Below are 27,000 nucleotides of genomic sequence, written 5' to 3'. Positions count from 1 at the left end.
CTAGACGCCGAACTCCTTGTCGATGAAGGCGAAGATCTCGTCGTCGTCGGCGGTGTCGAGCTGGTCGTTGATGCCGTCCTCGCCGTCGGCGGGCGTGTACCGGGCCAGCAGCGCCTGCAGCCGCTTCACCACCGCGGCGCGCACGTCGTCGTCCAGTTCGGTCCGCACGGCGACGCCCTCCAGTCGCTCCAACTCGTCCAGCACCGGGGTGACCACCTGCTCGGTCAGCCCCAGCTGCTCGCTGAGGTAGCCGACCAGCGCGGTCGACGTCGGGTAGTCGAAGATCAGCGTGGCCGGCAGTGCCAGCCCGGTCGCCGCGCCCAGCGTGTTGCGCAGCTCCACCGCGGACAGCGAGTCGAAGCCCAGCTCGCCGAACGGGCGGTCCGGTTGCACCGCGTCGATCCCGCTGTGGCCGAGCACCGCGGCCACCCTTGCCCGCACCGCGTCCAGCAGCAGCCGGTCCCGTTCCATCGGGCTCACCGCGGCGAGCCTGTGCACCAGATCCGGCTGGCCGCTCTCCTGCGCGGCGGGCTTGTCCGCCGCCACGGTCAGTTCCGCGAGCAGCGGAGCAGGCCGGGACGACTCGAACACGGCGGAGAAGAGCGTCCAGTCCACGTCGGCCAGGGTGATCGTGGTGTCCCGCTGCGCCATCGACTCGCGCAACGCGGACACCGCGCGGTCGGCGGACATCGCGGTCACGCCGCGGCGGCGCAGGTGCTCCGCCACCTCGTCGTCCGCCATGCCTCCGTCCGCCCACGGTCCCCACGACACCGACAGTGCCGTGAGCCCGCGCGCCCGGCGCGACTCGGCCAGTCCGTCGAGCGCGGCGTTCGCGGCCGAGTACGCGGCCTGCCCGCCACTGCCCCACGTGCCGGCGATCGACGCGAACAGCACGAACGCGTCCAGCTCCCGGTCGCCCAGCAGCTCGTCCAGGTGCACCGCGCCGTCGACCTTGGCCGCCAGCACGCCGCCGAACTCGCCCAGGTCGTGCTCTTCGATCGGGCTGAACAGGTCGGTTCCCGCCGCGTGCACGACGGTGTCCGGCGGGTACAGCTCCAGCAACGACTCGACCGACTGCCGGTCCGCGACGTCGCAGGCCAGCACGGTCACCTTCGAGCCCAGTCCTTCGAGCTCCGCGACCAGGTCGTGGGCGCCGGGCGCGTCCGGCCCGCGGCGCGAGGTGAGCACCAGGTGCTCGGCGCCCGCTCCCGCGAGCCACCGGGCCACGTGCCCGCCCAGCGCACCCGTGCCACCGGTGATCAACACCGTGCCGCGCGGCGACCACTCCTCCGCACCGGCCTGCGCCGGCGCGGCGGCGAGCCGGCGGCCGAACACGCCGTCCGCCCGGATCGCGACCTGGTCCTCGGTCCCCGTGAGGACTGCGACGAACTTGTCGAGCACCGTCTCGTCCACGACGGACGGCAGGTCGACCAGACCACCCCAGCGGTCGGGGTGCTCCAGCGCGACCACACGGCCGAGGCCCCACAGGCCCGCGGCCACCGGATCGACGCTTTCGTCGTCCACCGCCACGGCGTTGCTCGTGACACTCCACAGTGGAGCGTCGATCACCGCGTCCCCGAGAGCCTGCACCAGCACGACCATCGAAGCGGCGTCGTCGACGAACGACAGCACGCCGTCGACCGGTCCTTCGGTCATCAGCAGCTCGGACAGCAGGGTGCGATCGGTCGACGCGCTGACCGGGGCGATCTCGATGCCCCGTGCGGTCAGGCCCGCGAGCACCGCCGCGTCTGCCTCACCGACGGCGAGCCAGCGGCCGGTCGCGGCCGCACCGGTCTCGACGGACGTCCAGCCGACCCGGTAACGGGAGTTGGTCTCCACCGACCGGCGCCGGGTGTCGCCGCCGAGCCAGAAGTGCTCGTGCTGGAACGCGTAGGTGGGCAGGTCGACCCGCCGCGCACCCGTTCCGGCGAAGAACTTCGTCCAGTCGACCTCGACACCACGGGCGTGCACCTTGCCGAGCGCGGTCAGCACCGACCGCGCCTCCGGCCGTCCCTTGCGCAAGGCCGGGACGAACTCGGACCCGCCGCCCATGGCGGACAGCACCGCGTCCGGGCCGAGTTCCAGGAACGTCGACACGCCCCGGTCCGTCAGCTCCGCGACCGCGTCGGCGAACCGGACCGTGCCGCGGACGTGCCGCACCCAGTACTCGGGGTCGGTCACCTCGCCCAGCATCGCGATCTCCGGCTCGTTGAAGGTCAGTTCGGTGACCACGGCCCGGAAGTCGTCCAGCATCGGGTCCATCAACGGCGAGTGGAACCCGTGCGACACGCTGAGTCGCTTGGACTTGCGGTCCGGGAACTGCGCGATCACCTGCTCGACCGCGGCCTCGTCACCGGCGACGACCACCGCGTCCGGCCCGTTGATCGCCGCGAGCGAGACCAGGTCACCCAGGTGAGGTGTGACCTCGTCCTCGGTCGCCTGCAACGCGACCATCGCGCCGCCTTCAGGCAGAGCCTGCATCAACCGCGCACGGGCGCTGATCAACGTGGCCGCGTCTTCGAGCGAGAGCACACCGGCCACGTGGGCCGCCGCGATCTCACCGATCGAGTGCCCGGCCAGGAAGTCCGGCCTGACACCCCACGACTCGACCAACCGGAACAAAGCCACTTCCAGCGCGAAGATCGCCGGCTGCGTGAACTCCGTCCGGTCCAGCTCCTCGTCGCGAACGTCAACCAGAGCAGCGACCTCGTCAAAAGCCTTGGCGTAAGCCGGGAACGCGTCGTACAGCTCACGACCCATCCCGACCCGCTGGCTGCCCTGTCCGGTGAACAGGAACGCGAGGCGACCGGGGGCGACCGTCACCGGTTCCACCGCGCCGAGGTCCCTGACCAGGTCGTCCTGGTCGGCAGCGACCACGACGGCCCGGTGCTCGAACCGAGCCCGCGAGGTGGCCAGCGAGAAGCCGAGGTCCGTCAGGTCCGCCGCGGCCAGCCCGGCCAGCCGGTCCGCCTGCTCCCGCAACGCTTCGGGCGTCCTCGCCGACAGCACCACCGGCACCAGCGGCAACGGCTTGCGCTCGACCTTCGCCGGTTCCCCGGTGGGGGCCTGCTCGATGATCGTGTGTGCGTTGGTACCGCCGATGCCGAACGACGACACCGCAGCGCGGCGAGGCCGGTCGACCGAAGGCCAGTCCCGCGTCTCGGTCAGCAGCGAGACCGAGCCAGCCGCCCAGTCGACGTGCGGCGTCGGCTCGTCCGCGTGCAACGTCTTCGGTGCGACGCCGTGCTTCAGCGCCATCACCATCTTGATCACGCCACCGACACCGGCCGCGGCCTGCGAGTGACCGATGTTGGACTTCAAGGAGCCCAGCAGCACCGGTTCGTCGCGGTCCTGTCCGTAGGTGGCGAGCAGTGCCTGCGCCTCGATCGGGTCACCGAGCGGGGTGCCCGTGCCGTGGCCCTCGATCACGTCGACGTCCGAAGTGGACAGACCGGCGTTCGCAAGCGCTTGCCGGATCACGCGTTGCTGCGACGGACCGTTCGGCGCCGTCAACGTGCTCGACGCGCCATCCTGGTTCACCGCAGAACCCCGGACCACCGCGAGCACCTCGTGCCCGTTGCGACGCGCGTCCGAAAGCCGTTCCACGAGCACCATGCCGACGCCCTCGGACCAGCCGACGCCGTCCGCACCAGCCGAGTAGGCCTTCGACCGGCCGTCGGCCGAGAGCCCGCGCTGGCGGGAGAAGTCGACGAACGTCTCCGGCGTGGCCATGACGGTCACACCGCCGGCCAGCGCGAGGTCGCACTCACCCGACCGCAGCGCCTGCACGGCCCAGTGCAGGGCGACGAGCGACGACGAGCAGGCGGTGTCGACCGTGACCGCCGGGCCTTCCAGCCCGAACGTGTAGGAGATGCGGCCGGACACGACGCTGCCGGAGGTGCCGGTGCCGAGGTAGCCCTCGACCTCGGCGGGCAGGGAGTCCAGCCCGGTCGCGTAGTCGTGGTACATCAGGCCGGCGAACACGCCCGTCCGGCTGCCTCGCACGGTCGCCGGGTCGATGCCCGCGCGTTCGAACGTCTCCCACGAGGTCTCCAGCAGCAGGCGCTGCTGCGGGTCCATGGCCAACGCCTCACGCGGCGAGATCCCGAAGAACGCGGGATCGAACTCGTCGGCGTCGTGCAGGAAGCCGCCGGACCGGGTGTAGGTCTTGCCGATGGCACCGGGGTCCGGGTCGTACAGGCCGTCGATGTCCCAGCCTCGGCCGGTCGGGAACCCGGTGATCGCGTCCTGGCCGTCGACCACCAGCCTCCAGAGGTCCTCCGGCGACGTGACGCCACCGGGGAAGCGGCAGGCCATGCCGACGATGACGATCGGGTCGTTGTCGACGACCCGCACGGGCACAACAGCCTCGACGACCTCTTCTTCGCCGACGAGCTCCGTGCGCAGATGGGTCGCCAGTGCGATCGAGGTCGGGTAGTCGAACACCACCGTCGCAGGCAGCCTGAGACCGGTCGCGGCACCGAGCGCGTTGCGCAACTCCACCGCCGACAACGAGTCCAGACCCATCTCGACCAGACCGCGTCCCGGTTCGACCACGCTCTGGTCCTTGTACCCGAGCACGGTCGCCACCTGCGTGCGGACCAGGTCCAGCAGCAGACGGTCCTGGTCCTCAGTGGACAGTCCGAGCAACTGCTTCGACCACTGCCGGGACTCCGCCGACGACTTCGCTGCCGTGCGGCGCTTCGGCGCACGGACCAGGCCGCGCAGCAGGGCGGGCACGTCGGCGCTGGTCTTCAGCACGGCCGTGTCGAGCTTCATCGGCACGACCAGTGCGGCGTCCGCGCGCAGGCCGGCGTCGAACAACGCCATCCCGTCCGCGATCGGCAGCGCGGGCATGCCCGCCCGTGCGATCCGGGCGAGGTCGGCGGCCGACAGCCCCGCACCCATGCCCTTCGTCTGCTCCCACACGCCCCAGGCCATCGACGTCGCCGCCAGGCCCCGCGCCCGGCGGTGAGCAGCCAGGCCGTCGAGGAACGTGTTGGCCGCCGCGTAGTTGCCCTGCCCCGGAGCGCCGAGCACACCCGACGACGAGGAGAACAGGACGAACATCGCCAGGTCCCGATCGAGCGTCAGCTCGTGCAGGTGCTGTGCGGCATCGGCCTTCGGGCCGAACACCGTGGCGAAGCGTTCCGGCGTCAGCGACTCCAGCACACCGTCGTCCAGCACACCGGCCGTGTGCACCACACCGCTCAAAGAGTCGATGCCCGCGATCACGGCTGCAAGTGCGTCGCGATCGGACACGTCACAGGCCACGACCTCGACCTGCGCCTCCAGTTCGTCGACCAGCTCGGCCGCACCCGGTGCGTCCAGGCCACGGCGAGAGGTCAGCACCAGGTGCTGGACCCCGTGCTCAGCGACCAGATGACGTGCCAGCTCCGCACCCAGCCCACCGGTACCACCGGTGATGAGCACGGTGCCGTCGAGCGTGACGGTCTCCGCGGCCGGTGCGACGGCGACGAGCCGTGGCACGTAGACCTTGCCGGCCCGCACCGCAGTCTCGGCTTCGCCGCTGACCGGCGTGGTCGCCGGATCATCGGTGTCCACCAGCAGGAACCGATCCGGGTGCTCGGACTGCGCGGTGCGGATCAGACCGGACACCGCGGCGTGCGCGAGTGAGGTCACGTCCTCCCCCGCCACCGACACGGCGCCAGAGGTGACGACCACGAGCTGGTCGCGGTCGCTCTCCAGGAACGCGTGCAGCTCGGCCAGCACCGCGGCGGTCACGTCGTGCAGGTCGCCCGAGGGCACCACCAGCACGTCGGTGGCCTGCTCGAAGTCCTCGGCCGGCAGCTCGGTCCACTCCACCGCGTACAGCGGGTCGGCGGCCTTGCGGACCGTGCCGATCTCCCGCAACGTCAGCGAGTCGGCGCGCAGCACCGGAGCGCCGGCGCCGTCGGCGGCCAGCACCGACGCCACGCCGTTGCCCTGGGGCGAGATCCGGGCCCGCAGCACGGCGGCGCCGGAGGCGAACAGGTGCACGTCGTTCCACGAGAACGGCACCATGCCCGCCCCGGTCTGCCCGATCCCCAGCGCGTGCAGCACCGAGTCGAGCAACGCCGGATGCACCCCGAACCCGGCCGCCTGGCGCGATTCCGACTCCGGCAGCGCGACCTCGGCGTAGAGGTCGTCGCCTGCCTTCCACGCCGCCTGCAGCCCGCGGAACACCGGGCCGTAGGCCAGCCCACCAGCCGCCAACTCGTCGTAGAGATCGGCAATCTCCAGCGCGGTCGCGCCGGCAGGCGGCCACGTGCCCAGGTCGAAGTCCGCAGCTTCGGACTCCGTCAGCACACCGACCGCGTGGGTCGTCCAGACATCGCCTTCCTGTGCCAGCACGGACACCGACCGCCGACCGGCGTCGAGCTCCCCGACCGCCACCCGCACGATCACACCGGCGTCGGTCAGCACCAACGGCTGCTGCAACAGCAGCTCTTCCACGTGCCCACAACCAACTTCGTCACCGGCGCGGATCACCAGTTCGAGCAACGCCGTCCCGGGCACCACCACGGAACCGGTCACCACGTGATCGGTCAGCCAGCGGTGCGTGCCGAGCGTCAGCTTCGCGATGCCCAGCACCCCGCCGTCGGGCATCGGCAGCACCGCGTCCAGCAGCGGGTGCACGGCCGAGCCCGTCCCGGCCGCCTGGCCGGTGCCTTCCATCCAGAACCGCTCGCGCTGGAACGCGTACGTCGGCAGATCGACCCGCCGCGCACCGGAACCCGCGAAGTACGCGGCCCAGTCCACCGGCACACCACGGCTGTGCAGCACACCCACGGCGTGGACCAGGGTCTTGACCTCGGAACGATCCTTGCGCAACCCCGCGACCAACGCCGCGTCCGTCACGCTCTCCGCGCCCATCGCCGTGAGGACACCGTCCGGCCCGAGCTCCAGGAACGTCGAGACGCCCCGGCCCTCCAGAGTCGTGACGGCCTCGGAGAACCGCACCGCCTCACGAACGTGCCGCACCCAGTACTCGGGGTCGGTCACCTCGCCCAACATCGCGATCTTCGGCTCGCTGAACGTCAGTTCCGAGACCACGGAACGGAAGTCGTCCAGCATCGGGTCCATCAACGGCGAGTGGAACGCGTGCGAAACACTGAGCCGCTTCGACTTGCGGTCCGCGAACTGCGCAACCACCTGCTCAACCGCAGCCTCATCACCAGCGACAACGACCGAGTTCGGCCCGTTGATCGCAGCGATCGACACCAGATCGGTCAGGTGAGGCGTGACCTCGTCCTCAGTGGCTTGCAAGGCGACCATCGCGCCACCCTCGGGCAACGCCTGCATCAACCGCGCACGAGCCGAGATCAGCGTCGCCGCATCCTTCAGCGACAACACACCGGCCACATGCGCAGCAGCGATCTCACCGATCGAGTGGCCGGCCAGGAAGTCCGGACGGACACCCCACGACTCGACCAGGCGGTACAGAGCAACTTCCAACGCGAAGATCGCCGGCTGCGTGAACTCCGTGCGGTCGAGTTCCTCATCCCGCACATCAACAAGAGCCGCGACCTCGTCAAACGCCTTGGCGTACACGGGGAACGCCTCGTACAGCTCGCGGCCCATCCCAACCCGCTGACTGCCCTGACCGGTGAACAAGAACGCCAACCGGCCACCGACCACCGAGCCAGAAGACAGGTTCCGCAACCCGGCACGCAGATCCTCGTGATCCGCCGCGACCACCACCGCGCGATGCTCCAGCAACGCCCGAGTCGTCACCGACGAGAACCCGACATCCACAAGATCAGCGGTGACGTCCAGCAGCGCGGACGCCTGCGCCTGCAACGCCTCAGGTGTCTTGCCGGACAACACCACCGGCACCACGGCAGGAGCGACCCGCTCCACCACGGTCACCTCGGCGGCCGGAGCCTGCTCGATGATCGCGTGGGCGTTGGTGCCGCTGTAGCCGAACGACGACACACCGACCCTGCGGACGTGACCCGTCTCGGGCCACGGCACGGTCTCCGTCGCCAGCTCGACCGCACCGGAAGTCCAGTCGATCTGCGGCGAAGGCTCGTCGACGTGCAGCGTCTTGGGCACGATCCCGTGCCGCATCGCGAGGACCATCTTGATGACGGCGGCGACGCCGGCGGCGGCCTGCGTGTGCCCGATGTTCGACTTGACCGAGCCGAGCAGCAACGGCGTCTGGCGGTCCTGGCCGTAGGTGGCCAGCAGCGCCTGCGCCTCGATCGGGTCACCCAACGCGGTACCCGTGCCGTGCGCCTCCACCACATCGACGTCCGAAGTGGACAGACCAGCGTTCGCCAGGGCCTTGCGGATCACCCGCTGCTGCGAAGGACCGTTCGGCGCCGTCAAACCGTTCGACGCACCATCCTGGTTCACGGCACTGCCGCGGATGACGGCCAGCACCTCGTGGCCGTTGCGCTGGGCATCCGACAGCCGCTCCACGAGCAGCATGCCGACACCTTCACCCCAAGCCGTGCCATCCGCACCCGCCGCGAACGCCTTGCAACGCCCGTCAATCGCGAGTCCACGCTGACGCGAGAAGTCGATGAACGCACCAGGCGAGGACATGATCGTCACACCACCGGCGAGGGCCAGATCGCACTCGCCGTTGCGCAACGCCTGAGCCGCTAGGTGCAGAGCCACGAGCGACGACGAGCACGCCGTGTCCACCGTGACCGCCGGACCCTCGAACCCGAAGGTGTACGAGATGCGGCCGGAGAACACGCTCGCCGCATTACCGGTGCCGAAGTAGCCCTCCAGCTCAGCCGGCAGCGACGTCAGCTGCGAACCGTAATCCTGGCCGTTCGTGCCCGCGAAGACACCGACCTGACCACCCCGCAACGAGGTCGGATCGATCCCAGCCCGTTCGAAGGCCTCCCACGACGTCTCCAGAAGCAACCGCTGCTGCGGGTCCATCGCCAACGCCTCACGCGGCGAGATCCCGAAGAACACCGGATCGAAGTCACCGACGCCCTCGACGAACGCACCCTCACGGGCGTACGACTTGCCCACCGCGTCCGGGTCCGGGTCGTAGAGATCGGCCAGATCCCAGCCTCGGTCCGTCGGGAACCCGGTCATGGTGTCGACACCGTCGAAGACGAGGTCCCACAACTGCTCGGGAGACGAGACACCACCGGGGAACCGGCACGCCATCGCCACGATCGCGATCGGCTCGTCCGTCCGGATCGCCGTCGTCTCGACCACTTCCAGCTGAACACCGACGAGCTCCGAGCGCAGGTGCTCGGCCAGCGCAACCGGGGTCGGGTAGTCGAACACCAGCGTGGCGGGCAGCTTCAGCCCAGTCGCGGTGGCGATCGCGCCGCGGAACTCCACCGCGGTCAGCGAGTCGAACCCGAGGTCCTTGAACGCACGCCCGGAGTCCACGACGTCCTGCGCCCCGAGCACGGCGGAGACCTGCTCGCTCACCAGCTCCACCAGCAGGTGCCGCTGGTCGCTCTCGGACAGGCCCCTCAACCGGGCCACGACGTCCGGATCACCGGCCTGGCCGGAGGACAGGTCCTTGCGCACCTGGGGAAGATCCGCCAGGAACGGGCTCGGCCGCACGGACGTGAACAGCGAAGCGAACTTCTCCCACTCCACGTCCGCGATCACCAGCGCGCCGACGTCCGCCCCGACCGCACGGCGCAACTCCGCCAGCGCCAGATCCGGCGCCATCAGACGGATTCCACGCGCCCGCAGGTGCTCTTCGGCACCGCCCTCGGTCGCCATGCCACCGTCAGCCCAAGCACCCCAGGCGACCGACACCGCACTCAGCCCACGAGCCCGGCGCGACTCGGCAAGACCGTCGAGGTAAGCGTTCGCGGCGGCATAAGCAGCCTGCCCGCCCGCACCCCACACACCCGCGATCGACGAGAACAACACGAACGCGTCGACGTCGCCGACCAGCGCGTCCAGGTTCCTGGCACCGTCGACCTTCGCGGCCAGCACCTGCCCGAACTCGCCCAGGTCCTGCTCGGCCAGCGGCGAGAAGAGCTCAACGCCCGCCGCGTGCACGACAGCGTTCGGCGGGTACTCCGCCAGCACGGCCGCCAGCGCATCCCGATCCGCAACGTCACAAGCCACCACCGTGACCGGAACGTCCAGCTCCGCCACCAGCTCGGCCGCACCAGGAGCATCCATGCCCCGCCGCGACGTCAGCACCAGGTGCTCAGCACCCGCACTCGCCAGCCAGCGAGCGACCCGGCTGCCGAGCGCGCCCGTGCCACCGGTGATCAGCACCGTGCCGCGCGGCGACCAGCCTTCCGCACCGGCCTGAGCGGGCACGGCAGCGAGCCGGCGACCGAACGCACCGTCCGCCCGGACCGCGACCTGGTCCTCGGACCCCGCCAGCACAGCGACGAACTTGTCGAGCACCGCGTCGTCCACGACGGACGGCAGGTCGACCAGACCACCCCAGCGGTTCGAGTGCTCCAGCGCGACGACCCGGCCGAGCCCCCAGAGCTGAGCCAGCTCCGGCACGACCACGACGTCGTCACGACCGGTCGACACCGCACCACGGGTCACACACCACAGCTTCGCTTCCAGACCACGCACCAGCGAAACCGTGTCGAACACGTCTGCACACAACGACAGCACACCGTCGAACTCGCCATCCGGCACCGAGCCAGGACCCGCGACAACAACGTCAAGCCCACGCGCCACGAGCCCGTCGACCAACGCCGACTCGTCGTGATCAGCGACCACCAACCAGCGTCCAGTGACCCTGCCGCTGGTGTTGATCGGCTTCCACTCGACCCGATATCCCCACCCGGAGTCACGCGAGTCCGCACCGAGCCAGAACCACTCGTGCTGGAACGCGTACGTCGGCAACGCGGTCTTGCCGGCACCCGAACCGGCGAAGTAGGCCGTCCAGTCGACACCGTGCCCGCGCTCGTGCAGGACACCCAACGCCCGCACCAGCGACTCGGCCTCCGACCGGTCCTTGCGCAGACCGGCGACCAGCACCGCGTCCGTCACACTCTCGGCGCCCATCGCCGTGAGGACACCGTCCGGCCCGAGTTCGAGGAACGTCGAAACGCCCCGATCCTCCAAAGTCGTGACTGCCTCGGCGAAGCGGACGGCGTTGCGGACGTGGCTGACCCAGTACTCGGGGTCCGTCACCTCGCCCAGCATCGCGATCTTCGGCTCGCTGAACGTCAACTCCGTGACCACGGCCCGGAAGTCGTCCAACATCGGGTCCATCAACGGCGAGTGGAACGCATGCGACACGGCAAGCCGCTTCGACTTGCGGTCCGTGAACTGCGCGACGACCTGCTCGACGGCGGCCTCATCACCCGCGACCACGACCGAGTTCGGCCCGTTGATCGCAGCGATCGACACCAGATCCGTCAGGTGCGGCAGCACTTCCGCCTCGGTGGCCTGCAAAGCCACCATCGCCCCGCCCTCAGGCAGAGCCTGCATCAACCGAGCACGAGCCGAGATCAACGTCGCCGCATCCTCCAGCGACAACACCCCAGCCACATGCGCAGCAGCGATCTCACCGATCGAATGCCCAGCAAGGAAGTCCGGGCGAACACCCCACGACTCGACGAGCCGGAACAAAGCAACTTCCAGCGCGAAGATCGCAGGCTGCGTGAACTCCGTGCGGTCCAGCTCCTCGTCCCGCACATCGACCAGAGCAGCGACCTCGTCAAAGGCCTTCGCATAGGCAGGGAACGCGGCGTACAGCTCGCGACCCATCCCGACCCGCTGACTGCCCTGACCGGTGAACAGGAACGCCAACCGGCCACCGGCCACTGGAACAGGAGACAGGTTCCGCAACCCGGCACGCAGATCGTCGTGGTCCGCAGCGACCACCACCGCGCGGTGCTCCAGCAACGCCCGGGTCGTCACCGACGAGAACCCGAGATCCGCGAGATCCGCTGTGACGTCCAGGAACCGATCCGCCTGGGCCCGCACCGCGGCCGCGGTCTTGCCGGACAGCACGACCGGCACCACGGGCAACGGCTTGCGCGCCACGACCGGAGCAGTGACCACCGGGGCCTGCTCGATGATCGTGTGCGCGTTGGTGCCACCGATGCCGAACGACGACACGGCGGCACGCCGCGGCCGGTCGACCACGGGCCAGTCCCGCGCCTCGGTCAGCAGCTCGACCGAGCCGGCCGCCCAGTCGACGTGCGGGGTGGGCACCTCCGCGTGCAACGTCCTGGGCGCGACACCGTGCCGCAGCGCCATGACCATCTTGATCACGCCACCGACACCGGCCGCTGCCTGCGTGTGCCCGATGTTGGACTTCAAAGACCCGAGCAGCACCGGCAGATCCCGGTCCTGGCCGTAGGTCGCCAGCAGAGCCTGCGCCTCGATCGGGTCACCGAGCTTGGTGCCCGTGCCGTGGCCCTCGATCACGTCGACGTCCGAAGTGGACAGACCAGCATTCGCCAGCGCCTGCCGGATCACCCGCTGCTGCGACGGACCGTTGGGCGCCGTCAGCGTGCTCGACGCACCGTCCTGGTTCACCGCCGAGCCACGGACCACGGCAAGAACCTCGTGCCCGTTGCGAACCGCGTCCGACAACCGCTCCACCAGGAGCATGCCGACGCCTTCGCCCCAGCCGACACCATCTGCACCGGCACCGAAGGCCTTCGACCGGCCGTCAGCCGAGAGCCCGCGCTGGCGGGAGAAGTCGACGAACGTCTCGGGCGAGGACATCACGGTCACACCGCCGGCCAGCGCCAGGTCGCACTCACCGGACCGCAGCGCCTGCACCGCCAGGTGCAACGCCACCAACGAGGAGGAGCACGCCGTGTCGACCGTAATGGCCGGGCCTTCCAGCCCGAACGTGTAGGACACCCGGCCGGACAGCACGCTGCCCGACACACCAGTGCCGACGTAGCCGCTGACCTCCTCCGGAATCGCGATCGGCCCGGTGGCGTAGTCGTGGTACATCAGGCCCGCGAACACACCGGTCCGGCTTCCGCGCACCTTGACCGGGTCGATGCCCGCCCGTTCGAACGCCTCCCAGGAGATCTCCAGCAGCAACCGCTGCTGCGGGTCCATCGCCAGCGCCTCGCGCTGGGTGATGCCGAACAGCGCGGGGTCGAACTCGCCGGCGTCGTGCAGGAAGCCGCCGGAACGGGTGTAGGTCTTGCCGAGGGCGTCGGGGTTCGGGTCGTAGAGCCCGTCGACGTCCCAGCCCCGGTTGATCGGGAAGGACGAGATGGCGTCGGTCCCGGAGTCGACCAGCCGCCACAGGTCCTCCGGCGACGTGACGCCACCTGGGAAGCGGCAGGCCATGCCGACGATGACGATCGGGTCGTTGTCGACCACCCGCACCGGCGCAACAGCCTTGACGACTTCTTCCTCGCCCACCAGTCCCGTGCGCAGGTGGGTCGCCAGCGCAACAGAGGTCGGGTAGTCGAACACCACCGTCGCAGGCAGCCTGAGCCCAGTCGCGGCGCTGAGCGCGTTGCGCAACTCGACCGCGGACAACGAGTCCAGGCCCATCTCGACCAGGCCACGCCCCGGTTCGACCGCGTTCTGGTCGCGATAGCCGAGCACGGTCGCTACCTGCGTGCGAACCAGATCCAGCAGCAGCCTGTCCTGCTCCTCAGTGGACAGTCCGTGCAGCTGGGCCGACCACTGCCGGGACTCCGCCGACGACTTCGCCGCCGTGCGGCGCTTCGGCGCGCGCACCAGCCCACGCAGCAACGCGTGCACCTCAGCGCTCGTCCTCAGCACGGCCGTGTCGAGCTTCATCGGCACGACCAGCGCGGCATCGGAACGCAGCGCGGTGTCGAACAACGCGAGACCGTCCGCGATCGGCAGCGCGGGCATGCCCGCCCGGGCGATCCGGGCGAGGTCCGCGGCCGAGAGGTCGGCGCCCATGCCCTTGGTCTGCTCCCACACACCCCACGCGAGCGACACGGCAGCCAGGCCGTGCGCCCGGCGGTGGGCCGCGAGGCCGTCGAGGAACGTGTTGGCGGCCGCGTAGTTCGCCTGGCCGGGGGCGCCGAGCACACCGGACGCCGACGAGAACAGCGCGAACACGGCCAGGTCCAGGTCCTGGGTCAGCTCGTGCAGGTGCCACGCCGCATCCGCCTTCGGCGCGAACACCGTGCCCAGGCGCTGTGGCGTCAGCGACTCCAGCACACCGTCATCCACCACACCGGCCGTGTGCACGACACCGACGAGGTCCTCAACACCCGCGAGCACTGCCGCAAGCGCGTCACGATCCGAAACGTCACAGGCCACCACGTCGACCTGCGCGTCCAGCTCGGCGACCAACTCGGCCGCTCCGGGCGCATCCAGGCCACGGCGAGAGGTCAGCACCAAACGCCGCACACCGTGCTCGGCGACCAGATGACGAGCCAGCTCCGCACCCAGCCCACCGGTACCACCGGTGATCAGCACAGTGCCGTCGAGCGTCCGAGTTTCGGCGGCCGGAGCGACGGCCACGAGCCGCGGCACGTAGACCTTGCCGGCCCGCACCGCAGTCTCGGCTTCGCCGCTGATCGGCGGAACGGTCGCGGGATCGTCGGTGTCCACCAGCAGGAACCGGTCCGGGTTCTCGGACTGCGCCGAGCGCACCAGGCCGGACACGGCGGCGTGCGCGAGCGAGGTCACGTCCTCCCCCGCCACCGACACGGCACCGGAGGTGACGACCACCAGCTGGTCGCGGTCACTCGCCAGGAACGTCTGCAACTCGGCCAGCACTGCGGCCGTCACCTCGCGCGGGTCGCCCGCGGGGACGACCAGCACGTCAGTCGCCGACTCGAAGTCCTCGACCGGCAGCTCGGTCCACTCCACCGCGTACAACGGGTCGGAGGCCTTGCGCACCGAGCCGATCTCCCGCAACGCCAGGGAGTCGACCCGCAGCACCGGGGCACCGGCGCCATCGGCGGCCAGCACCGACACCGAACCGTTGCCCGCGAACGAGATCCGGGCGCGGAGCACGGCGGCTCCCGCCGCGAACAGATGCACGTCGTTCCACGAGAACGGGACCGTGCCCGCTCCGGTCTGCTCTATCCCGAGCGCGTGCAGCACCGAGTCGAGCAACGCCGGATGCACGCCGAACCCGGCCGCCTGACGCAGCTCCGACTCCGGCAGCTCGACCTCGGCGAACAGGTCGTCGCCCGACTTCCACGCCGCCTTCAGACCGCGGAACACCGGGCCGTACGCCAGCCCGCTCGCGGCCAACCCGTCGTAGACCCCGGCGATCTCCAGCGCGGTCGCGCCGGCAGGCGGCCACTCGGTCAGCTCGAAGTCCGGCGCTTCGGCTTCCGTCAGCACACCGACCGCGTGGGTCGTCCAGACGTCACCTTCCTGCGCCTGCAGGGTGACCGGCCGACGGCCGCCGTCGAGCTCCCCGACCGACACCCGCACACTCACACCGGCATCGGTCAGCACCAGCGGCTGCTGCAACAGCAGCTCCTCGACGTGCCCGCACCCGACCTCGTCGCCCGTGCGGATCACCAGCTCGAGCAGCGCCGTCCCGGGCACCACCACGGCACCGGCCACCACGTGATCGGCCAGCCAGCGGTGGGACGTCGGGGAAAGCCTGGCAGTACCGAGCACTCCGCCGTCGGGCATCAGGAAGATCGAGCCCAGCAAAGGGTGCCCGGCCGAGTCCTGTCCGACGACAGCGCCGGTGCTTTCGAGCCAGAACCGCTCGCGCTGGAACGCGTACGTCGGCAGATCCACCTGCCGCGCACCGGACCCCGCGAAGTAGGCGGCCCAGTCCACCGGCACACCCCGGCTGTGCACGGCGCCGACCGCCCGCACCAGCGACTCGGCCTCCGGCCGGCCCTTGCGCAGACCGGCGACCAGCACCGCGTCCGTCACGCTCTCGGCACCCATCGCCGTGAGCACACCGTCTGGACCCAGCTCCAGGAACGTCGACACGCCATCGGATTCCAGCGCACGCACGGCGTCCGCGAACCGGACCGTGCCGCGCACGTGCCGCACCCAGTACTCGGGGTCCGTGACGTCGCCCAGCATCGCGATCTGCGGTGCGGTGAACGTCAGCTTCGAGACCACGGCCCGGAAGTCGTCCAGCATCGGGTCCATCAACGGCGAGTGGAACGCGTGCGACACGGCAAGCCGCTTCGACTTGCGGTCCGCGAACCGCGCCACGACCTGCTCGACCTCGGCCTCGTCACCCGCGACGACGACCGACTGCGGGCCGTTGATGGCCGCGAGCGAGACCAGCTCGGTCAGGTGCGGCGTGACCTCGTCCTCGGTGGCCTGCAACGCCACCATCGCCCCGCCCTCGGGCAACGCCTGCATCAACCGGGCACGAGCCGAGATCAACGTCGCCGCGTCCTCGAGCGACAACACCCCGGCCACGTGCGCCGCAGCGATCTCACCGATCGAATGACCGGCCAGGAAGTCCGGGCGAACGCCCCACGACTCCACCAACCGGAACAACGCCACCTCGAGCGCGAAGATCGCAGGCTGAGTGAACTCCGTCCGGTCCAAGTCCTCATCGCGCACGTCCACCAACGCCGCGACCTCGTCAAAAGCCTTGGCGTAGGCGGGGAAGGCGTCGTACAGCTCACGACCCATGCCGACGCGCTGGCTGCCCTGACCGGTGAACAGGATCGCCAACCGGCCCTCGGTGGCAGCGGTCGACGAGCCGTTGACCACGGTCTCCAACTCGGCCCGCAGGTCGTCCGTGACCGCGAGCACCGCCCGGTGCTCCAGCCGGGCCCGGCCGGTGGCAAGAGAGAACCCGAGATCCGCCAGGTCACCGGAGTAGTCCAGCAGCGCGGAGGCCTGCGCCTGCAACGCCTCAGGAGTCTTGCCGGACAGCACCACCGGCACCACGGCAGGAGCGACGCGCTCCACCACAACGCCCTCGACCACCGGCGCCTGCTCGATGATCGCGTGCGCGTTCGTGCCGCTGTAGCCGAACGACGACACACCAGCCCGGCGGGCGTGACCCGTCTCAGGCCACGCCGTGGCCTCGGTGGCCAACTCGACCGCTCCGGCGCTCCAGTCGATCTGCGGCGACGGCTCGTCCACGTGCAGCGTCTTCGGCACCAGGCCGTGCCGCATCGCCAGCACCATCTTGATCACGGCGCCGACACCCGCGGCGGCCTGCGTGTGGCCGACGTTCGACTTCATCGAACCCAGCAGCAGGGGCACGTCACGATCCTGGCCGTAGGTCGCCAGCAGAGCCTGGGCCTCGATCGGGTCGCCCAACGCGGTACCCGTGCCGTGCGCTTCCACCACGTCGACGTCCGAAGTGGACAGACCGGCGTTGGCCAGCGCCTTGCGGATCACCCGCTGCTGCGACGGACCGTTCGGCGCCGTCAAGCCGTTCGACGCACCGTCCTGGTTGATCGCGGAACCCCGCACCACCGCCAGCACCTGGTGCCCGTTGCGCTGGGCGTCCGACAGCCGCTCGACGAGCAGCATGCCGACACCTTCACCCCACGCCGTGCCGTCGGCGCCAGCGGCGAACGCCTTGCAACGTCCGTCACTCGCGAGTCCGCGCTGCCGGGAGAAGTCGATGAACGCGGCGGGCGACGACATGATCGTCACACCACCGGCCAGCGCCAGCGAGCACTCGCCGTTGCGCAGTGACTGCACCGCCAAGTGCAACGCCACCAACGACGACGAACAGGCAGTGTCGACCGTGACCGCAGGACCCTCGAACCCGAAGGTGTACGAGATGCGACCGGAGAACACGCTGGCCGCGTTACCGGTGCCGAAGTAGCCCTCCAGCTCCGCCGGCATCGCCCCGACCTGCGCCGCGTAGTCCTGGCCGTTCGTGCCCGCGAAGACACCGACCTGACCGCCCCGCAACGAAGTGGGGTCGATCCCGGCCCGCTCGAAGGCCTCCCACGACGTCTCCATCAACAGCCGCTGCTGGGGATCCATCGCCAGCGCCTCACGCGGCGAGATCCCGAAGAAGGCCGGATCGAACTCCGCCACCTCGCGCAGGAACGCGCCTTCACGGGCGTACGACTTGCCCGGCGCGTCCGGGTCCGGGTCGTAGAGATCCGCCAGGTCCCAGCCTCGGTCGGTCGGGAACCCGGTCACGGCATCGCCGTTGTCGAGCAGCAGCTGCCACAGCTCTTCCGGAGTGGTGACGCCACCGGGGTACCGGCACGCCATCGCCACGATCGCGATCGGCTCGTCCGAACGCACAGCCGTCGCGTCCACCACGTCCAGCTCGGCGCCCACGAGCTCCGAGCGCAGGTGCTCGGCCAGCACGGCCGGCGTCGGGTAGTCGAACACCACCGTGGCGGGCAGCTTCAGCCCGGTCGCGGCGGCGATCGCGCCGCGGAACTCCACCGCGGTCAACGAGTCGAACCCGAGATCCTTGAACGCCCGCCCGGACTCCACGACGTCCTTCGCGCCCAGCACCGCGGAGACGTGCTCGCGCACCAGCTCCACCAGCACGCGCCGCTGGTCGCTCTCGGACAGACCCCTCAACCGAGCCACGACGTCCGAGTTGCCGGCAGGACCGGAAGAGGACAGCGCCTGACGCACCTGAGGAAGGTCCGCCAGGAACGGGCTCGGCCGCACGGACGTGAACAGCGGAGCGAACTTCTCCCACTCCACGTCCGCGACCACCACCGCGCCCGCGTCCGACCCGACCGCGCGCCACAGCTCCGTCAGCGCCTGATCCGGTGCCATCAAACGGACGCCACGCGCCCGCAGGTGCTCCGCGGTGTCGCCTTCGGTCGCCATGCCGCTGTCAGCCCACGCACCCCAGGCGACCGACGTCGCAGCCAGCCCGCGCGCCCGGCGCGAGTCGACCAGACCGTCGAGGTAGGCGTTCGCGGCGCCGTAGGCCGCCTGGCCACCACTGCCCCAGATGCCCGAGATGGACGAGAACAGCACGAACGCGTCCACGTCGCCGACCAGCGCGTCGAGGTTCCTGGCGCCGTCGACCTTCGCGGCCAGGACGTCCGCGAACTCGGCCAGGTCCTGCTCCGCCAACGGAGCGGAGATCTCGATGCCCGCCGTGTGCACGACGGCGTTCGGCGGGTACTCCGCCAGCACGGCCGCCAGTGCGTCCCGATCCGCCACGTCACAAGCCACCACCGTGACGGGAACGTCCAGCTCCGCCACCAGTTCCGCCGCGCCAGGAGCGTCCAGGCCACGTCGAGACGTCAGCACCAGGTGCTCGGCGCCCGCACCCGCGAGCCAGCGAGCGACCCGGCTGCCGAGCGCACCCGTGCCACCGGTGATCAGCACCGTGCCCCGCGGCGACCACTCGGTGGTCCCGGTGCTCGTGGACGCGAGCCTCCTGCCGAACACCCCGGACGGCCGGATCGCGACCTGGTCCTCGCTGCCCGCCAGCACGGCGACCAGGCGATCGAGCACCCGGTCGTCCAGCTCCGGCAGGTCGACCAGACCACCCCAGCGGTCGGAGTGCTCCAGCGCGGCGGCCCGGCCGAGTCCCCAGATCTGAGTCAGTTCCGGGTCGACCACGACGTCGTCACGGCCGGTCGACACCGCACCACGCGTCAGGCACCACAGCTTCGCATCGAGGCCACGCACCACCGAAATCGTGTCGAACACATCCGCGCACAACGACAACACACCGTCGAACTCGCCGTCCGGCACCGAACCCGGACCAGCGACAACAACATCAAGCCCACGCGCCACGAGCCCGTCGACCAACGCCGACTCGTCGTGATCAGCAACCACCAACCAGCGTCCCGTGACCCTGCCGGTGACGTTGACCGGTCGCCACTCGACCCGGTAACCCCATCCGGAGTCACGCGCGTCCGCACCGAGCCAGAACCACTCGCGCTGGAACGCGTACGTCGGCAGCTCCACCCGCCGCGCACCGGACCCGGCGAAGTACGCGGCCCAGTCGACCTCGACGCCACGGGCGTGCGCCACGCCGACCGCCCGCACCAGCGACTCGGCCTCCGGCCGGCCCTTGCGCAGACCGGCGACCAGCACCGCGTCCGTGACACTCTCGGCACCCATCGCCGTGAGCACACCATCCGGCCCGAGTTCCAGGAACGTCGAGACGCCCCGGCCCTCCAGGGTCGTGATCGCGTCGGCGAACCGCACCGCGTCACGAACGTGCCGCACCCAGTACTCGGGGTCCGTGACGTCGCCCAGCATCGGAATCCGGGGCTCGTTGAACGTCAGACCCGAAACCACCGCACGGAAGTCGTCCAGCATCGGGTCCATCAACGGCGAGTGGAACGCGTGCGACACGGCAAGCCGCTTCGACTTGCGATCCGCGAACTGCGCAACCACTCGCTCAACCGCGGCCTCGTCACCGGCGACGACAACGGAGTTCGGCCCGTTGATCGCGGCGATCGACACCAGGTCACCGAGGTGTGGCGTGACCTCGGCCTCCGTGGCCTGCAACGCCACCATCGCGCCGCCCTCGGGCAACGCCTGCATCAAGCGAGCGCGCGCCGAGATCAACGTCGCCGCGTCCTCCAGCGACAGCACACCGGCCACGTGGGCCGCGGCGATCTCACCGATCGAATGACCAGCCAGGAAGTCCGGGCGCACACCCCACGACTCCACCAACCGGAACAACGCCACCTCAAGCGCGAAGATCGCCGGTTGCGTGAACTCCGTGCGGTTCAGCGTCTCCTGGTCGTCGATCCGCACGTCGACGAGGTCGCACACGTCGTCGAAGGCGTCAGCGAACACGGGGAACGCCTCGTACAGCTCCCGGCCCATCCCGGCCCGCTGGCTGCCCTGACCGGTGAACAGGAACGCGAGCCGGCCGCCGGTCGCGGGCTCGGACTCCCCGCGCAGCACGGTCTCCAGCTCGCCCCGCAGGTCGTCCGTGACCGCGAGCACCGCCCGGTGCTCCAAGCGGGCACGGCCGGTCGCGAGGGAGAAGCCGAGGTCCGCCAGATCACCGGAGTAGTCCAACAGCGCGGAGGCCTGCGCCCGCAGTCCCGCGGAAGTCTTGCCGGACAACACCACCGGCACCACGGCCGGCGTCAGTCGCGTCGCGGCAGCAGGCTCGACCACCGGAGCCTGCTCGATGATCGCGTGCGCGTTCGTGCCGCTGAACCCGAACGACGACACACCAGCGCGCCGCGGCCGGTCGGCCTCGGGCCACTCCGTGGTCGACGTGGCCAGGTCGATCGCCCCGGCCGACCAGTCGACCTCACGGGAGGGCTCGTCCACGTGCAGCGTCTTCGGCACGACCCCGTGCCGCATCGCCAGCACCATCTTGATCACCGCGGCGACACCGGCGGCGGCCTGCGTGTGCCCGATGTTCGACTTCACCGAGCCGAGCAACAACGGCACAGCGCGATCCTGGCCGTAAGTCGCCAGCAGAGCCTGCGCCTCGATCGGGTCACCGAGTGCGGTACCCGTGCCGTGCGCCTCCACCACGTCGACGTCCGAAGTGGACAGACCGGCGTTGGCCAGAGCCTTGCGGATCACCCGCTGCTGCGAAGGACCGTTCGGTGCCGTCAAACCGTTCGAGGCACCGTCCTGGTTGATCGCGGTGCCACGAACCACGGCCAACACCTCGTGGCCGTTGCGCTGGGCGTCTGACAGCCGCTCCACGAGCAGCATGCCGACACCTTCACCCCACGCCGTGCCATCGGCCCCTGCCGCAAACGCTTTGCAGCGCCCGTCAACAGCGAGCCCGCGCTGACGCGAGAAGTCCACGAACGCGGCGGGCGTCGACATGATCGTCACACCACCGGCGAGCGCCAGCGAGCACTCACCGCTCCGCAGCGCCTGCACCGCCAAGTGCAACGCCACCAACGAAGACGAACACGCGGTGTCGACCGTGACCGCCGGACCCTCGAACCCGAAGGTGTAGGAGATGCGACCGGAGAACACGCTCGCCGCGTTGCCGGTGCCGAAGTAGCCCTCCAGCTCAGGCGGCAGCGACGTCAGCTGCGAACCGTAGTCCTGGCCGTTCGTACCCGCGAACACGCCAACCTGACCACCCCGCAACGAAGTCGGGTCGATCCCGGCCCGTTCAAAGGCCTCCCACGACGTCTCCAGCAGCAACCGCTGCTGCGGGTCCATCGCGAGCGCCTCACGCCGGGAGATCCCGAAGAACGCCGGGTCGAACTCCCCCGCGTCGTGCAGGAACGCGCCGTCACGGGCGTAGGACTTGCCCGGCGCGTCCGGGTCGGGATCGAAGAGGTCCGCCAGATCCCAGCCGCGATCGGCCGGGAACCCGGTCACCGTGTCGACCCCGTCGAAGACGAGATCCCACAACTGCTCGGGCGAGGTGACGCCACCGGGGAACCGGCACGCCATGGCCACGATCGCGATCGGCTCGTCCGTCCGGACCGCGGTGGCGTCCACCGCCTCCACCTGGCCACCGACGAGCTCCGACCGCAGGTGATCGGCGAGCGCCACCGGGGTCGGGTAGTCGAACACCACCGTGGCCGGCAGCGAGAGACCGGTGTCCGCAGCGAGCACGCCGCGGAACTCCACCGCGGCCAGCGAGTCGAACCCGATCTCCTTGAACGCCTTGTTGGGCTCAATGGCTTCGCCTGAGGAGTGACCGAGCACCGCCGCGGCGTGCCGGCGCACCAGGTCGAGGACGACGTGGCGCTGCTCCTGCTCGCCGAGTCCGGCGAGCCGAGAGGTCAGGCCCGCCCCCGCGTCCTTGCGCGCTCCGCCCGCGAGTGCCTCCGCGGCCTGCGGCAGGTCCTGGAACAACGGGCTGTGCCGCTCGGAGGCGAACACCGGCGCGAACCGCGCCCAGTCGACGTCCGCGACCGTCACGACGGTCTCGTCCAGCGCGATGGCCTTGCGCAGCGCGCTGATCGCGAGCGCCGGGTCCATCGCGCGGACTCCGCGCAGCCGCAGGTGTTCCTCGGTGTCCTCGACCGTCGCCATGCCCGCGCCGGCCCAGGCGCCCCAGGCCACCGCCAGCGCGGTCAGGCCACGCGCGCGCCGGGACTCCGCGAGGCCGTCCAGGAAGGCGTTGCCCGCGCCATAAGCGGCCTGGCCGCCACTGCCCCACGTGCTGGCGATGGACGAGAACAGCACGAACGCGTCCACGTCGCCGACCAGCGCGTCGAGGTTCGCGGCGCCGGCCGCCTTGGCCGCGACGACCGCGCGGAAGCTCTCCGGGTCCTCGGCGTCGAGCGACACCAGCGAGTCGACGCCCGCGGCGTGCACGACGGCGTCCGGCGGGTACTCCGCCAGCACCGCCGCCAGCGCATCCCGATCCGCAACGTCACAAGCCACCACCGTGACGGGAATCTCCAGCTCCGCCACCAGTTCCGCCGCGCCCGGTGCGTCCATGCCCCGCCGCGACGTCAGCACCAGGTGCTCAGCACCCGCACCAGCGAGCCAGCGCGCGACCTGTGTGCCCAGCGCGCCCGTGCCACCGGTGATGAGCACCGTGCCGCGAGGAGTCCACTCGGCGCCACTCGCCGCGGACGCCTGCACGAGCCTGCGCCCCAGGACCCGGTGACCGCGGATGGCCACCTGGTCCTCGTCGCCGGTGAGCACGCACGCGAGCCGGTCCAGCACCCGGCCGTCCACGACGGCGGGCAGGTCGACCAGACCGCCCCAGCGGTCGGGGTGCTCCAGCGCGGCCACCCGGCCGACACCCCAGATCTGGGTGAGCGCCGGGTTCACCTCGTCGGCGCGCGCCGCGGACACAGCCCCCTGGGTGGCGCACCAGAGCTTGGCTCCGATGCCCGCGTCCCCGAGCGCCTGGATCAGGACCACGGTCTCCACGACGTCGTCGCACAACGCCAGCACGCCGTCGACGGGACCGGCGGCCGCGAGCGCTTCCGCGAGCTCCGCCCGGTCGGCCGACGGATCGACCCGCACGAGGTCCAGGTCGAGGTCGAGGTCCGTGCGGGAGACGAGCAGCCACCGCCCGGTCGCCCGGACTCCCCCGTCGGCCAGCCGTCGCCACTCGGCGCGGTACCGCCACGAGTCCACGATGGACGAAGAGGCCCAGCCGCGCCGCCACTTCGCCAGCACCGGCAGCAGGTCGGCGAGCGCACCGGCGTCGTCCAGGGACAGGGAGGTGGCGAGCGAGTCCAGGTCCTCGCGGTCGACTGCGGCCCAGAACTCGGTCTCGTGCCGGTCGACGGAGGCAGGCGCGGACTGGCCGATGAGCCAGAAGCTCTCGCGCTGGAAGGGATAGGTCGGCAGGTCGACGCGCACCGCGCCGGTGCCCTCGTAGAACGCCGCCCAGTCCACCCGCAGACCGCGCACGTGCAGCCGGCAGAGCGCCGTCACGAGTGACCGGACCTCGGACCGGTCCCTGCGCATCACCGGGACGAGCTCGCTGTCGGGCGCGGACTCCGCGGCCATCGCGGTGAGCACGGCGTCGGGCCCGAGCTCGAGGAACGTCGACACGCCCTTGGCCTTCAACGTCTCCACGGCGTCGGCGAACCGGACGGGCTCGCGCACGTGCCGCACCCAGTACTCGGGCGAGCACAGCTCTTCGGCCGTCACGACCCGGCCGGTCACCGTCGACACGACCGGCACGCGCGGCGCCGAGTACTCGAGGACCTCGGCGACCCAGCGGAACTCGTCGAGCATCGGCTCCATCAACGGCGAGTGGAACGCGTGCGACACGGTGAGCCGCTTGGACTGCCGGTCGGGGAACGCCGCCACGACCTCGGTCACCGCGGCCTCGTCGCCCGCGAGGACGACGGACCCCGGCCCGTTGATCGCGGCGATCGACACGAGGTCGTGCAGGTGGGGCAGCACTTCTTCTTCGGAGGCGCGCAGGGCCACCATCGCGCCCAGCTCGGGCAGCGCCTGCATCATCCGGCCGCGGGCGGCGACGAGCGCGGAGGCGTCGTCGAGCGACAGCACCCCGGCGACGTGCGCGGCGGCGATCTCGCCGATCGAGTGGCCTGCCACGAAGTCCTGCCGCACGCCCCACGACTCGACCGTGCGGAACAGCGCGACCTCGATCGCGAACAGGGCGGGCTGGGTGTACTCGGTGCGGTCCAGCAGGTCCGCGTCGTCGCCGAAGACGACGTCGCGCAGCGGCACGTCGAGGTGCGGGTCCAGGTGGCGGCAGGCGTCGTCGAACGCCTGCGCGAACACCGGGAACTGGTCGTGCAGCTCGCGGCCCATCGCGAGCCGCTGGCTGCCCTGCCCGGTGAACAGGAACGCGAGCTTGCCGCCGGTACCGCTGCCGGTCAGCAGCCCGGGCGAGGACGTGCCGTCCGCCAGCGCGCGCAGCGCCTGCCGGAAGTCGGAGGGGTCCGCGCCGAGCACGACGGCGCGGTGCTCGAACGGCACGCGGGTCGTGGCGAGCGAGCAGCCGACGTCCACTTCGGACAGTTCGGGCCGCGCGTCCAGGTGGGCCAGCAGGTGCCGGGCCTGGTCGCCGAGCGCCTCCGTCGTCTTGGCCGACAGCACCCACGGCAGCACGCCCGCCGGGCGTTCGGCTTCCGGACGCTCGACGGGCTCGGGGACGAACTCCTCGATGATGGTGTGCGCGTTGGTGCCGCTGATGCCGAACGCGGACACGCCGGCCCGCCTCGTCCGGTCGCCCACCGGCCACGGCGAGGCCTCGGTGAGCAGCTCGACCGACCCGGCGGACCAGTCGACGTGCGGGGACGGCCGGTCGACGTGCAGGGTGCGCGGCAGGGTCTCGTTGCGCAGGGCCATGACCATCTTGATCACACCGGCGACGCCCGCGGCGGCCTGCGTGTGGCCGAGGTTCGACTTCAGCGACCCGAGCAGCAGCGGCTTCTCGCGGTTCTGCCCGTAGGTGGCCAGGATGGCCTGCGCCTCGATCGGGTCGCCGAGCTTGGTGCCGGTGCCGTGCGCCTCGACCACGTCGACGTCCGCGGTGGACAGACCGGCGTCGACGAGCGCCTGGTGGATCACGCGTTGCTGGGACAGGCCGTTCGGCGCGGTGAGGCCGTTCGAGGCGCCGTCCTGGTTGATCGCCGTGCCCTTGACGATGGCGAGCACGGGGTGGCCGTTGCGCTGGGCGTCGGAAAGCCGCTCCAGCAACAGCATGCCGACGCCCTCGGACCAGCCGGTGCCGTCCGCGTCGGAGGAGAACGCCTTGCACCGGCCGTCGGGCGCGAGCCCGCGCTGGCGGCTGAACGCGACCAGCGAACCGGGGCTCGCCATCACCGCGGCACCACCGGCGAACGCCAGCGTGGCCTCGCCGCGGCGCAGCGTCTGCACGGCGAGGTGCAGGGCCACCAGCGAGGCCGAGCACGCCGTGTCGACGGTGACCGCGGGGCCTTCGAGGCCCAGGGTGTAGGCGATGCGGCCGGACGCGACGCTGGCGGTGTTGCCGGTCAGCAACGTGCCTTCGTGCTGCTGCGCCTCGTGCAGGCGGGGACCGTAGTCCTGCTGCTCGGCGCCCACGTAGACGGCGGCCGCGCTGCCGCGCAGGGTGCCGGGGTCGATGCCCGCCCGCTCCAGCACCTCCCACGACGTCTCCAGCAGCAGTCGCTGCTGCGGGTCCATCGCGATCGCCTCGCGGGGCGCGATGCCGAAGAAGCCGGCGTCGAACAGGTCCGCGTCGTGCAGGAACCCGCCTTCACGGGTGTAGGTCGTGCCCTGCCGCTCGGGGTCGGGGTCGTAGAGGTTCGCGAGGTCCCAGCCGCGGTTGTCGGGGAACTCGCTGATCGCGTCGCCGCCGTCCGCGACGAACGCCCACAGGTCTTCCGGGCTGTTGAGGCCACCGGGGAAGCGGCAGGCCATGGACACGATCGCGATCGGCTCATCGGACGCCGTGTTGGCGCTGGGCGGCAGGATCGGCGCCGCGGACAGTCCCAGCGCCTCCGCCCGCAGGAACGCCGCCACCGCCGCCGGGGTCGGGTAGTCGAACGCCAGCGTGATCGGCAGGTGCAGCCCGGTCGCGGCCGTCAGCTTGGCGTGCAGGTCCACCGCGGCGATGGAGTCGAACCCGAGCTCGAGGAACGGCCGGTCGGGCGGGATCTCCTGCGTCCTGCGGAGAACCGCGGCCGAGGCCTGCGCCACGAGGTCGACGAGCAACTGCTCCTGCTCGGCTGCCGGAGCGTGCACGAGTCGTTCCCACGACTCCGCAGCGTTGGTGGAGGCGGGCGTGCTGTGCTCTGGCTCGTTCAACATGACGCTCCACAATCCGATGGCAGAAAATGCGCGACC

The 27,000-nt window shown here is 70.9% G+C and carries 1 protein-coding gene; it reads right to left on the bottom strand.

From position 1 onward, the window contains the following. On the bottom strand, positions 1-26,961 hold the full coding sequence (locus ACFWNN_RS28770; protein WP_382443087.1) for a type I polyketide synthase: 26,961 nt from the start codon (positions 26,959-26,961) through the stop codon (positions 1-3). Positions 26,962-27,000: the final 39 nt, after the last annotated feature.

It is taken from the genome of Lentzea sp. NPDC058450 (genome assembly GCF_042721395.1).
Taxonomy (GTDB): Bacteria; Actinomycetota; Actinomycetes; order Mycobacteriales; family Pseudonocardiaceae; genus Lentzea.
The sequence above is the reverse complement of the archived record's forward strand: the minus strand, read 5'-3'. Positions and strand labels throughout refer to the sequence as shown.